This window comes from Rhodococcus sp. 05-340-2 (genome assembly GCF_002258915.1).
Lineage (GTDB): Bacteria > Actinomycetota > Actinomycetes > Mycobacteriales > Mycobacteriaceae > Rhodococcoides.
Genome location: NZ_NOYU01000039.1, coordinates 166,729 through 179,885 on the forward strand (window position 1 = coordinate 166,729; position 13,157 = coordinate 179,885).

Genomic DNA, 13,157 nt, shown 5'->3' on the forward strand with positions numbered 1-13,157 from the left:
ACGCATGATGCGTGCCCCTTTTTCGTGTGATCAGCCGGGTATGCCGCTTTCCGGCGGCGTGGACTCCTCGCCGGTGTATTCCTCGACCGCCGAATCCCCGATGTCGGTCTGCAGCACCGGAGTCAGGTACTCGGGTACGCCGCCTCTGATCTGGAAGACACTGGCACCGGAGATTCCGAGGTGGCTCGATTCCGAGTACCGGAACGGGGCCAACTGCGGTCCCTCGAAGTCCATTCCGCCGTCCTGGATGGCTGCGACGATGCCCTCACGTGTGGGGTTCTCGCCCGCCGCCTCGAGGGCTTGCACGAACGCGTATGCCTGGCTCAGACCGTAGATGCGGTAGTTGGTCAGGGGGTCACCCGTCCCGTTCTCCGCCCAGACCTTCTGCCACAGCTGGGTCCACGGATTCTCCGGGGAGTCGACGCCCGGGATGTACTCCAGCGAGATCATGCCTTCGAGCGACTGCGCGCCGTCGGTGACCGCACCCTGGGAGAAGCGTCCGAGCAGGGAGCCGACGAGGTCGACGTCGGAACCGATCGAGCTGTAGAACCACTCGGGGTCGTAATTGAGCCGCATGGCTGTCAGCTGGCTCAGCGCGGTGTACGAGGGAACGTTGAAGCCGAGGATCAGATCTGCTCCCGCACCTTGCAGGGCCGCGATCTGAGGTGCGACGTCGGTGTTGCCCGAGGTGTACCGCACGACCTCGACGATCTGATCGTCGAGATACTGGCGCACCGCCTCTTCGCTGTCTCGGCCGAGGTCGTCGTCCTGGAGGAACAGTCCGACCTTGGCGTCGGGGCGGTTCTTCGTCACCCAGTCGCCGATGATCTTGCCCTCGACCTGGTAGTCGGGCTGCCAGCCGAAGGTGTTGGGGTACTTCTCCGGATCGTTGCCCCACATGATCGCGCCGGAGGAGACGAACAGGTCCGGCACTCCCTCTTCGTTGAGGAAGTCGATGACCGCGCTGTGGGTCGCCGTGCCGAGACCGCCGACGACGGCGAACACCTCGTCCTGGAGGACCAGTTCGTTGACGACCTGGGTGGTGGTCGTCGGATCGTAGGAGTCGTCTCGAACCACGTACTCGATCTGTCGGCCGTTGATGCCGCCCGCGGCGTTGACGTAGTCGAAGTAGGCCTGTGCGCCCGTGGGGATTTCGCTGTATCCGGGCGCTGCGACCCCGGTCAACGGAAAGTGGGCACCGATCTTCACCGAAGTGTCGGTGATGCCGACCGTCGACCCTTCCGAGGATTCCGTCGCCTCTTCTCGGCCACCTGCACCGCACGCCGCGGCCAACGAGACGACGGCGACGAGCGCGGTCGTTCTGAACGCCACCGATCCGAACTTTTTCATTTCATTCCTTTTCTGGTTGTACGTAACTTGCGATACGTGCCCACCAAACCCAGTGGGGCGAAGAGGATCACGAGGACGGTGAAGATTCCGGTCACCAGTGGTGCGAGTTCGGCAGATTGCAGACTGCTCAGCCCCACATCGAGCCCGAGGTTGGTGACCACCGGTGGGATGTAGGTCAGCAGAACGGCCCCGATCAGCGCGCCGGAGAGGGTTCCGAGCCCGCCGATGACGACGGCGGAGAGCAGGGTCAGCGAGAGGGTCAGGGTGAAACCGCTCGGTGCCGCGATTCGTGCCGACATCGCCAGGACCGCACCGCCCGCGCCCGCACAGGCCGCACTGACCACGAACGCGAGAATGCGTGCGCGCCCGAGATCGATACCGGACAACTCGGCGGCGACCTCGTCGTCCCGAACGGCACGCCAGCGACGTCCGATCCGGCTCGACGAGACGTTCGCCAACAGGAAGAACACGATCACCAGCAGTAGCCAGCTGACGTAGGCGACGAATTTCGTTCCGCTGAGCTCGTTTCCGGTGACGAAGAACATCACGTCGTCGATCAGCTCGGGTACCTTCGGTGCCGGGACGACGAGTCCCTGTTCACCGCCGAGGTAGTCCGAGAAGTACAGGGCAAGGCCCGGTACCGCGACGGCGAGCGCAAGCGTCGCACCGGCCAGGTACGGCCCGTGCAACCGGGCGGCGGCAACACCGACCACAACACCCACCACGGCCGAGATCACGGTGGCGGCGAGCAGAACCAGCGGTACCGACCATCCCGAATCGTTGGCCCGCAACATCAATGCCGCGGTGTACGCACCGACCGCCATGAACGCACCGTGCCCCAGCGACAGCTGGCCGCTCAACCCGGTCAGCACCGTCAGTCCGCCGGCCGCGATGGCCAGGTAGGCCACCGAGGTGAGTTGGCTCTGACGGAAGGTGCTCAGAGATTCGAGGGCGAGCACGATGACGACGAGTCCGATGACGGCCCCGAGGACGTGGCGTCGAACCGGCGTTGCGGTGAGGCGGGTGAGAGTTGCGTTCATGTCACACCCTCCTGGCCGCGGAGCCGGCGAACAACCCGCTCGGTCGCAACAGAAGTACGACGATCAGTATCACCAGCGCCGCGCTGGAGACCAGATCCTGACCGAGATAGCCACTGACGAAACTGAGCCCGACGCCCATCAGCAGGCCGCCGACCACCGCGCCCGCCGGACTGTCCAGTCCGCCGAGAACTGCTGCGACGAAACCGAATACGACGATCGAGTCCATGTAGCCCGGATGCACCAGCGAGCCACCCGCGATGAGCAGTCCGGCCAGTGACCCGACCACTGCGGCCAGAGCCCAACCGAGAGTGAGCATTCGACTCACGCGTACTCCGAGGAGTTTGGCGACCTCCTGCTCGAAGGCGCTCGCGCGCATCTTCAGTCCCAGATCGGTGAACCGGAACAGCAGGATCAGCAACCCCAGAACCACGAGGACGGCGACGATCTTGAAGATGTCGTATCCGGTCAACGCCACGTTGACGTCGCCGATCCGCTGGCCGGTGAGGCCGAACGGTGCAGGGAAGGAACGGAATTGGTTGCCGAAGATGATGGCGGCCACCGCATGGATGATGATGAACAACCCGAGCGTGAGAATGACCGGGTTGATGTGCGACGAGCTGTCGACGAATCGGATGACGAGTCGCTCCGTCAAGGCTCCCAGCAGCAGGCCGCACAGAAGCGCGACTCCGAATCCGATCCAGTACGAGTAGCCGGCGTCGATGACGACCAGTGCCACGTACGTGGTGATCATGGCCATCGGAGCCTGGGCGAAGTTGACGATGCGGGTCGATCGCCAGATGAGTACGAGGGCGAGCGCGAACGCGGCGTAGATCATGCCTGTTGTCACGCCGTTGATGAGGATGGTGAGCAGTTGTTGCACTGTGGCTGGCGTCCTTTCGGCTTGCTCTAGAACCCGAGATAGGCGTGTCGGAGGGCGTCGTCCCCGGCCAAGGTGTCGGCGGGACCTTCCACCGCGACCTTGCCCAGATCCAGGACGACGGCATGTTCGGCGATCGACAGCGCGCTGCGGGCGTTCTGTTCGACGAGCACGACGGTCATCGACTCGGAGTCGACGAGCGCACGCAGCGTCTCGAATATCTGCGCGGCAACTTTCGGTGCGAGTCCGAGAGACGGCTCGTCGAGCAGAAGCACCGACGGTGTCGCCATCAGCGCTCGGCCGATCACGAGCATCTGCCGCTCGCCACCGGACAGAGTGTGTGCCGAGGATGCTCGACGACCGGTCAGGGGCGGAAACATGTCGTAGATGCGGTCGAGGGTGACGGCGTCGTGGCTTCGGTTGCGTCCCATCGCGCCGAGTCGAAGATTTTCGTCGACGGTCAACTCGGCTATCACGCCCCGGCCCTCGGGAACATGCGCAAGACCTTTGCGGGACATGCGATCCGGTGCCACGCCGACGATGTCGGCCCCAGCGAGTTCGATCCTCCCCGACACCGGTTTCAGCAATCCCGAGATGGTGCGCAGCAGAGTCGTCTTCCCTGCTCCGTTCGCGCCGAGTACGGCCGTGACGGCTCCGGCCGTGACGGTCATCGACACCGAGTCGAGAGCGGTGACCGGGCCGTATCGAACGGTCAGATCGGTGATCGTCAGGTGCGCCGCGTCAGTCTTCATGTGCCACTTCGTTTCCGAGATATGCAGCGAGCACGGCAGGATCCTCGCGAATCTCGTCGGGTGTTCCCTGCGCGATGACCTTGCCGAAATCCAGCACGTAGATCCGGTCGCACACACTCATGACGAGATCCATGTGATGTTCGACGAGCATGACCGATGTTGCGGGTCCTGCCGGCTCAGAACCGGTGGGTGAAACTGCGAGAGAACGGATCTCGTCGCCGAGTTCGCTCATTTCGTCACTGGACAGACCCGAGGCGGGTTCGTCGAGCAGGAGCAGTGTCGGTTCGCTCACCAGGGCGCGTGCAAGTGCGACGCGTTTGCGCACCGCGTACGGCAGGCTCGGTGGCAATCGGTGCGCATAGCCGTCGATCCGCAGGCGTTCGAGGGTTGCCATCGCGGTGGAGCGGACCGCAGCGTCGTCGGAGGCACTCGACGGTAGGCCGAGGAGGCCGGCGAGGATCCCGGTGTGCGCTGTTCGGTCGGCACCGACCATGACGTTGTCCAGAACCGTCATCCGATCGAACAGTCCGAGTCCCTGGAGAGTTCGGCTCATGCCGAGCCGGGGAAGGTCGTGCGGTCGTAGCCGGGTCAACGGTTGGCCGAGTCGTCCGAGTGTCCCCGATTGGGGACGAACGAGTCCGCACGCAACGTTGAACAGAGTCGTCTTGCCTGCACCGTTGGGCCCGATGACGCCGAGGACTTCGCCGGGTCGCACCTCGAGACTGACTCCGGACAGCGCGACGATTCCGCCGAAGGACACCTCGACGTCCGTCATGGTGAGGACCGGGTCCTTCGTATCGAGAGAGTTCAAGTGATCCACCTCACAATCTGTTGCGTTCACTATGGTGCGTTTCGCACAACGGGGGATATGGGCACTGCGCACAGAATGTTTGGGTCCCTGGGCACCAATAACGGTCAAATCGACCTGCCATGTGGGCTCAGTGCGCAAAACTGTGCAGGTGGGTGCCCCCGATGGTCGACGCGCATCGACGCGTTCCGCTGCTCGCGGAGCGGTGACGGACTCCGACCAGGAACAGATCCGACGCGCGTGGGCAGCACTGACCTCACGAGCGGATTCGATCGCGGACTCCATCACGCTGGCGTTGATCGAGCAGGAGCCCGCCTACCTGGCCAGCTCCACTCCGGACATCGCAGGCGAAATTCGTCGCAGCACTCGCGAGCACATCAATCAAGGTCTCCGCACCCTGTCGGGGCTGCCCGCCGCGGGCGACAACGCGCGCGAGGTGTGGCGTCGTACCGGCAGAGAGCGTGCACGCCAGGGGATTCCGATGGAACTGGTGCTCAAGGCGTACACGCTGGGGAGTCGGACGCTGTGGGAGGAGCTGATGCTCGAGCGCGAGCAGTGTCGAACCAGCATCGACGAGCATCTACTGCTCGTGGCGGGTCAACAGCTGTGGCGCGCACTCGACAGTCAGTACGAAACCCTCGTCGAGGCATACCGGCAGGAAAGCGCCCGGATGCAGCAGCGCGATCTCGCCAACGTTCTGGTGATACTCGACGGCCTTCGATCGGGGCGAGGCGGTGATCCGGCGTTCGTCATGGAAGCACGTGCCACCCTTGGTCTTTCGGCCTCGCAGCAGATCGCCTGTGTAGTCGGCCCGCTCGACGATCAAGGGTCGCCGCCGCTCCCGGCACCCGAGGACGCGTTGGATCAGATCGGTGCGGTCTCGCATTGGAACACCAGGGACGGCCACCAGTTCGCGCTCGTCGCACTCGGAACGGGATCGTGGAACTCCGTCGTCGACGCTCTCGCTGCTCGGGCCGTCGGGCCGGTGGGTGTTGCGCATTCGCCGGAGGGTCTGTCGTCGTTCGCTGCGGCGTATCGCCTCGCGGCGTTGACGGCCGAGACCATCACCGAAGACAGCGGCGTGGCCTTGGCGACGGACCGACTGCCCCGCGTGATCATGGCGGCCGACGATCGATCGTCGGAGTTGCTGGTGCGTCACGCTCTGGGAAAACTGTGGACGCACCCGGAGCCACATCGAGGAACGCTGCTCGACACCCTGGCGCACATGCTCGCGTCGGACGGTTCGCCCACCAACGCGGCCAAGGCGCTCTACTGCCACCGGAACACCGTGATCTACCGGGTCCACCGAATCGAGGAGTTGACCGGGCAAGATCTGACCGATCCGCGAGATCGGCTCTTGCTCACGCTGGCACTGGTCAGGACGGGACATTGGACCCGAGCCGTCGGGCAAGGGGACAGTTCGACGCCCCGTGGATCATTCAACCGAATGAATTGACGAGACAATTTCGAAGTCGGTGTAACGGCGTGGTGCGGTGTGCCTATATTCCGAGTGGCTCCGTGCTGCTGCCTGACCCCCGACCCGGCAGCAGCGCGGGGCCTTTCTCGTTTCTGTGCCGATGGTCTCCGAGTGAGCGTCACCGTTCGGTTTGCGTAAGCTCGTGCGAGGGGTACGCCGTGCAGAAGGGCGGAACAACAACCAACGGTGGTCCTGGAAGGGTCGAACGTGAGCGAGGGCAACAGTAGGTCGGGTGACGCACCCAACGGTGCCGAACCGAAACCCGACGTACCGCCGTACGACGCTCCCACCGAGGTCTTCGGTGCGATCCGCGACGAGGCGACCGATCCGAAGCATGCATCCGAGGCCGAGCAGGTTCCGGCAGAGCAGACTCCGGAAACAGAGCCCGAGCAGGCACTGGAGGCGGAAGCCGACACCGCTGAGCCCGAGTCCGAGGACACCGATCCGGTTACCGCAGATCAGGCCGTCGATGATGCCGAGGCCACCGAAGCCCACGCCGCAGCCGTCGTCCCGGAGGACGCCCAGCCCGATCCGATCACGGCCCCGCAGCAGCCGCCCGTAGCCGACGAGTCGCCGACCGTCGCGCAGCCAGTTGTTCCCGCGCAGCCAGTGGTTCCCGCCGACACCGTTGCTCCTGCCGACGCCGATGTTCCTGCTGATACCGATGCTCCTACCGAGACGGTTGTTTCTCCCGAATCCGAGTCGCCGGTCCAACCACCCGTGATTCCGCCGGAGGACGGCGCAACGTCGCCCGGCGACGGGTCCGGGTTCGTACCGCCGTGGCGGAAGATCGCGATCGGAACCGGCGCGGTGGTTGCAGTTCTCACGCTGCTGTACGCGGCGGATTGGATCACCTCCAGCGATCGAGTGCCCCGCGGCGTCACCGTCGCCGGGATCGAGGTCGGCGGTAAGGGCCACTCCGACGCCGAAGCTCTCCTGCGCTCGGAGTTGGGTGCTCGTGCCGAGCAGCCCGTGTCGGTCGACGTCGGCGATCGACAGGTCGAGGTACTGCCTGCCGCTGCCGGTCTCGGTGTGGACTGGAACGCGACGCTCGACCGCGCCGGATCGCAGCCGATCAATCCGATCACTCGTCTGACGTCGTTGTTCGGCAGCCGCGAGATCGGCGTCGTGTCGACCACGGACGAGCAAGCCCTCACTGCTGCCGTCGACGGATTGCGCGTCGAGACCGACCGTGATCCCGTCGAAGGTGACGTCGTGTTCGACGGCAGCGCACCGATTGCCGTTGCGCCGCTGTCCGGCCGGGTACTCGACGCCGACGGGACGCGTCGAAACCTGCAGGCCGAATGGGCTTCGGGCGCAACGGAAGCGGTCTACGAAACAACACCCGTCACGGTGACTCAGGAGGCTGTGGATCGGGCGTTCGCCGACATCGCCGTTCCTGCGGTGGAGGCACCGGTGACCGTAGCGGGCCGGCAGAACGTCGACGCGGTCCTTCCGACGGATCGTGTGGGCGAGGTTCTGCGCTTCGACCCGGACGGCCAGGGCGGACTGACTCCGATCTACGACACCGACGTCGCCACAGGCATTCTCGCGCCGCAACTCGTGCGCACCGAGGTACCGCCGACGGACGCGTCGTTCACCTTCTCCGGCGGTGCCCCGACCGTCGTCCCCGGTGAGATGGGCGAGCTGGTGGAGTGGCGCAAGACTCTCGAGCAGCTGCCCGCGCTGCTGTCCGCGGACGGACCCCGCACCACCGAGGCGATCTACGAACCGGCCCCGCCCGCTCTCACCACCGAAGCCGCGCAGAATCTCGGTGTCCGAGAAGTGATCGCCGAGTACACCACCGGCGGGTTCGAGTACGCGTCGGGCGTCAACATCGGGCTGACGGCGCAGATCGTGAACGGTGCGCTCGTGAAGCCGAAAGAAACGTTCTCGCTCAACGGGTACACCGGTCCCCGAGGCAGCGCGCAGGGCTTCGTGGAGTCGGGGATCATCGACAACGGTCGTCCCGATCGCGCCGTCGGCGGCGGCATCAGCCAGTTCGCGACGACGCTGTACAACGCGTCGTACTTCGGCGGCATGGAAGACACCGACCACACCGAACACAGCTACTACATCAGCCGATACCCCGAGGCGCGCGAGGCGACGGTCTTCGAAGGTGCCATCGACCTGAAGTTCACCAACCCGAACGACACCGGCGTGGTCATCCAGTCGTTCGCCGACTCGTCCAGCGTCACCGTCCGACTGTGGGGAACGAAGACGGTCGACGTCGAATCGATCACCGGTTCGCGAACCAATTTCACCTCACCGAACACGGTGACACTGCCGGCAGGCGAAGGTTGCGTTGCGTCCGGTGGAGGCCAAGGATTCACCGCCAGCGACACCAGGGTGATCAGCGATTCCGCGTCGGGCAGGGAGATTTCGCGGAACACCAGAACGGTGAAGTACGACCCGATCCCCATCGTCCGGTGCGTCCAGCCCGATCGCCCGGATCCTGCTCCGGCACCCGCAGCGGACCCTGCCCCGGAACCGGACGAAGACGAGTGACGACGCAACCGCCGGATGGCAATTCGAATCACGTCGATTCGGACTGTGGCGTCACCGCCCGTTCGGGTGTTTGCTTGCAGTAGGTGTTCACCCGATAGAACTGTGCCCACGCGGGGGTGCACCACGAGATCGAAAGGGAGCTTCGTCCATGGCGCTCACACGCACCGTCCTCGATCAGCAGACGCTTCGTGAGGCGTACGCGCAGTTCCCGAGCGGCGTCGTCGCGATCGCCGCGAAGATCGACGGCGTCCTGGTGGGCTTGGCGGCCAGCAGCTTCGTATCGGTGTCCATCGACCCACCGCTGGTGGCGGTGTGCATCCAGAACACGTCGACGACATGGCCGAAACTCGAGTTGGCACCCAACATCGGCGTCAGCGTTCTCGGTGAGGCGCACAACGACGCCGTCCGTACTCTGGCCGCCAAGACCGGTGACCGGTTCGCCGGCCTCGATCTCACCGTCACCGACGGGGGTGCAGCCTTCATCGTCGGTGCCACCGCATGGCTGGACACCACCATCGAGCAGCAAATCCCCGCGGGTGACCACGCAATAGTGTTGCTGCGCATACATTCCCTGGACGTGCAGAGCGAAGTGAACCCAATCGTGTTCCACGGCAGCAAGTTCCGCAAACTTCAGCAGTAGCTGCTGGTCGACTTCGTTGGGCCTGTTCGGTCCGGCCCTGTTCTGCCCGGCCCCAGGATTCCGCATTTGGCTCCCCGAGCTACGCAAACGCGCGCGCATTTGCTGAACGCGCGCGCATTTGCTGAACGCGCGCAAAATAGCGGCGAGATCGTGAGCGATTCTGCGCGCACCTGACGAATGCGCGCGCGTTTGTGGGACCGGCGTTCGTTTCGGCCTTCGACGCTTCGTCGGGTCGGCCCGCAATACGATGCGCCGCCGACCTGTTCCCTTGTTTTCTCGGTTCCCCGGTTCCCCGGTTCCCCGGTTCCCCTGTTCCCCGGTCCCCGCTCGTCTGCTTCGGCTCCCCAGGATTCCGCAAACGCGCGCGCGTTTGCTGAACGCGCGCGAAATGGTGGCCTGATCGTGGGCGAATCCGCGCGCACCTGACGAATGCGCGCGCGTTTGTGCGACGGACGGCGTGGCGAACTGGTACCCCCGTACCTGTATTCATCCACAGGTCCGAAGTTGTGCACAGGTGGCTACTTTCGTCCCGGAGTCGTTGCGCGCGTAGTCGAGACTCGCAGGATGAAGGATGATCGAATGGTGCGACGCTCGGAGGCGCTTGCCGATGGCCACGCCGATCACGAGTTGCGGGCGCTGTACGAACGCGAGGGATGGGAGCGTTTGGTGAACGGCGTCTACGTGCCGTCGTCGAGGCTTGCCGGCCTTTCGGAGCGGGAGCGCCATCGGCTGTTGATCGACGCCATATTTCCGACGATGGCCGAGGGCAGCGCAGTGAGTCACCGTTCGGCGGCGCTACTGCACGGATTGCCGTTACCCACTGGCGGATTCGACAAGGTCCACGTCACCCGACATCGCCGCGGCGGAGGTCGCGCGAACGCGGCGGTGATCGTGCACTGTGCGCCATGGGTGCCGTACGCGACCGTCGACGGAATTCCCGCGACCTCGTTGGCGCGGACGGTTGTCGACCTTGCCCGTACTGAGCCCCTTCTGTCGGCGGTGATCGCAGGTGACTCGGCTCTGAAGCGCTGCGATCCGCAGGACCTCGACGCGGAGTTGCAGCGTGCTCGGGGATGGAAAGGTGTGGCGCAGGCGCGACGAGCCGTGTCCCTCATGGACGGGCGGAGCGAAAACCCCGGCGAATCTCAGAGTCGAATCATTCTGCGCGAGAATGGATTCGACGTCGAGTCGCAGGTGGAGATCCTGGATGCGGACGGACGATCGTTGGCGCGGATCGACTGGCTTGTCAATGGCGTCGTCGTCTGCGAGTTCGATGGTAAAGCCAAGTACACCAAGTACCTACGGCAGGATGAGAACCCCGGCGACGTGGTCTTCAGGGAGAAGGTGCGGGAGGACGCGATGCGCGATCTCGGCTATCCCGTGGTGCGCTGGACCTGGGCAGACCTTGGGAATCCGGCGGAGCTGGTGGCACGCGTAGCCCGAGCTGTGGAGAGGGCTGCAGCCCTGCCGCCACCGCGGGGGAGCGTGCGGGGAACGCCGTGCGGCCGACAAACGCGCGCGCATCTGCCGAACGCGCGTGAAATTGCCTGAAGATCCTGCAGAATTCGCGCGCATCTGACAAACGCGCGCGCATTTGCGGTAGCCCGGGGGTTCGCACTCCGCAACACGGACAAACGCGCGCGCATTTGCGGCAGCCTGGGGTTCGCACTCCGCAACTCTGGCAAACGCGTGCGCGTTTGCCGCAGCCGAGCCCCGCAACCCCGACCCCCGCAACCCCGACCCCCGCACACGACAACGGCCGCACCCGAGAACAGGTGCGGCCGTTGTGAGTTCAGGGAATCAGAATGCTGCTTCGTCCAGTTCCATGATGTCGTTGTCGATGTTGGTGAGGATTGCGCGGGTGGAGGTGAGCTGCGGCAGAATGTTCTTGGCGAAGAACGAGGCCACTGCGACCTTGCCTTCGTAGAACGCCTTGTCCTTGCCCTCTGCGCCGTTGTCGAGTGCGACGATGGCGATCTCGGACTGACGCAGCAGCAGCCAACCGATGAGCAGGTCGCCGAAGCCCATGAGGAATCGCACCGATGCCAGGCCGACCTTGTACAGCTCGGTGGGCTGGTCCTGTGCGCCCATGAGGTGCTGGGTCATCGAGGTGACGATGGCCTGCACGTCTTCGAGTGCGGTGGCGAGCAGTGCACGCTCGGCCTTGAGGCGGCCGTTTCCTGCTTCGCTGTCGATGAACGACTTGATCTGTCCGGCAACGTGAGCCAGTGCTACGCCGCGGTCGCGGGCGATCTTGCGGAAGAAGAAGTCCTGCGCCTGGATGGCGGTGGTTCCTTCGTACAGCGAGTCGATCTTGGCGTCGCGGATGTACTGCTCGAGGGGGTAGTCCTGCAGGAATCCGGAGCCGCCGAGGGTCTGCAGGGATTCTGCGAGTACCTGGTAGGCGATTTCGGAGCCGACGCCCTTGACGATGGGCAGCAGGAGGTCGTTGACGCGGTACGCGATGTCTGCGTCGGCGTCCGAGACCTGCTTGGCGGTGACGGGATCCTGGTGCGCTGCGGTGTAGAGGTACACCGCGCGCAGGCCCTCCGAGTAGGCCTTCTGCATCATCAGGCTGCGACGCACGTCGGGGTGGTGGGTGATGGTGACGCGCGGAGCGGTCTTGTCGGTCATCTGCGTCAGGTCTGCGCCCTGGACGCGCTCCTTGGCGTACTCGAGTGCGTTGAGGTAGCCGGTGGAGAGGGTGCCGATTGCCTTGGTGCCCACCATCATTCGAGCGTGCTCGATGACGTCGAACATCTGCGCGATGCCCTTGTGGACCTCGCCGACGAGCCAGCCCTTGGCGGGGACGCCGTGGCCACCGAAGGTGAGCTCACAGGTGGCGGAGGCCTTGAGGCCCATCTTGTGCTCGACGCCGGTGACGAATGCGCCGTTGCGCTCGCCCAGCTCACCCTTCTCGAAGTCGAAGAGGACGGACGGTACGAAGAACAGGCTCAAGCCCTTGGTGCCCGGTCCGGCACCTTCGGGACGAGCGAGTACGAGGTGGAAGATGTTCTCGAACAGGTCGTCGGAGACGGCCGAGGTGATGAAGCGCTTGACGCCCTCGATGTGCCACGAGCCGTCGTCCTGCTTGATCGCCTTGGTGCGGCCTGCGCCGACGTCGGAGCCGGCGTCGGGCTCGGTGAGGACCATCGTGGCACCCCAGCCGCGCTCGACGATGACCTTGGCCCATTCCTTCTGCTCGTCGGTTCCGTTGTGGAACAGGATGTTCGCGAAGCCGGGGCCTGCGGAGTACATGAATGCCGCGGGCTGTGAGCCGAGGAGCATCTCGTTGATGCCCCACAGGAGGTTGCGGGGGGCGGGCATGCCGCCGATTTCCTCGTCGAGACCGACACGCCACCACTCGCCGTCGTAGAGCGCCTTGAACGACTTCTTGAAGGAGTCGGGCAGCTTCAGGCTGTGGGTTTCGGGATCGAAGACGGGCGGGTTGCGGTCGGCGTCCGCGAAGGACTCGGCCAGCGGTCCCTCGGCCAGGCGCACGACCTCACGCAGCATGTCGCGGGCAACTTCGCCGTCCATGTCGCCGAAGTTGTCGCCTTCGAGTGTCTCGTCGAGTCCGAAGAGCTCGAAGAGGTTGAACTCGAGGTCCCGAAGGTTGCTCTTGTAATGGCCCATTGCTCGTTCGCTCTCCAGTCGGTGGTGCGGTCTCGTGAGTACCGCCCAAGTTAGCTACTCGTCGGTAAC

General features: G+C 64.8%; 10 protein-coding genes. 4 read left to right on the top strand and 6 right to left on the bottom strand.

The window, feature by feature from the left end:
* Positions 1-30 precede the first annotated feature (30 nt).
* Genes CH271_RS24430 through CH271_RS24450 form a run of 5 tightly spaced genes read right to left on the bottom strand, consistent with a single transcriptional unit; the run spans position 31 to position 4,830 of the window.
* Complete coding sequence (locus CH271_RS24430; protein WP_037195919.1) at positions 31-1,350, bottom strand: ABC transporter substrate-binding protein; 1,320 nt, start codon at positions 1,348-1,350, stop codon at positions 31-33.
* Positions 1,347-2,390, bottom strand: coding sequence for a branched-chain amino acid ABC transporter permease (locus CH271_RS24435; RefSeq protein ID WP_037195917.1), 1,044 nt, complete (start codon positions 2,388-2,390; stop codon positions 1,347-1,349). Before CH271_RS24435 ends, CH271_RS24430 begins: the two co-directional genes overlap by 4 nt.
* 1 nt (position 2,391) lies before the next feature.
* Positions 2,392-3,270, bottom strand: coding sequence for a branched-chain amino acid ABC transporter permease (locus tag CH271_RS24440; RefSeq protein ID WP_037195915.1), 879 nt, complete (start codon positions 3,268-3,270; stop codon positions 2,392-2,394).
* A 26-nt stretch (positions 3,271-3,296) separates the two neighbouring features.
* A complete protein-coding gene (locus CH271_RS24445; protein ID WP_037195914.1) occupies positions 3,297-4,019 on the bottom strand; it encodes an ABC transporter ATP-binding protein in 723 nt (240 codons plus the stop codon).
* Positions 4,009-4,830, bottom strand: coding sequence for an ABC transporter ATP-binding protein (locus tag CH271_RS24450; RefSeq protein WP_230596523.1), 822 nt, complete (start codon positions 4,828-4,830; stop codon positions 4,009-4,011). The genes CH271_RS24445 and CH271_RS24450 overlap by 11 nt, the downstream gene beginning before the upstream one ends.
* A gap of 148 nt (positions 4,831-4,978) precedes the next feature.
* Here CH271_RS24450 and CH271_RS24455 point away from each other — a divergent pair, with 148 nt between their 5' ends.
* The 4 genes from CH271_RS24455 to CH271_RS24470 all read left to right on the top strand — a co-directional run bounded on the left by CH271_RS24455 (position 4,979) and on the right by CH271_RS24470 (position 11,003).
* On the top strand, positions 4,979-6,283 hold the full coding sequence (locus tag CH271_RS24455) for a PucR family transcriptional regulator (RefSeq protein ID WP_303396308.1): 1,305 nt from the start codon (positions 4,979-4,981) through the stop codon (positions 6,281-6,283).
* A gap of 228 nt (positions 6,284-6,511) precedes the next feature.
* Positions 6,512-8,812 (top strand): VanW family protein, encoded by a 2,301-nt coding sequence (locus CH271_RS24460; RefSeq protein ID WP_094635238.1) that lies wholly within the window; start codon positions 6,512-6,514, stop codon positions 8,810-8,812.
* A gap of 148 nt (positions 8,813-8,960) precedes the next feature.
* Positions 8,961-9,452: a flavin reductase family protein gene (locus CH271_RS24465; RefSeq protein WP_037195909.1), complete on the top strand. Its 492-nt coding sequence runs from the start codon at positions 8,961-8,963 to the stop codon at positions 9,450-9,452.
* Positions 9,453-10,016: 564 nt separating this feature from the next.
* Complete coding sequence (locus CH271_RS24470; protein WP_094635239.1) at positions 10,017-11,003, top strand: hypothetical protein; 987 nt, start codon at positions 10,017-10,019, stop codon at positions 11,001-11,003.
* 249 nt (positions 11,004-11,252) lie between these two features.
* Here the strand turns inward: CH271_RS24470 and CH271_RS24475 are convergent, their stop codons facing one another.
* Positions 11,253-13,088, bottom strand: coding sequence for an acyl-CoA dehydrogenase (locus CH271_RS24475; protein WP_094635240.1), 1,836 nt, complete (start codon positions 13,086-13,088; stop codon positions 11,253-11,255).
* Between the last annotated feature and the right edge of the window lie 69 nt (positions 13,089-13,157).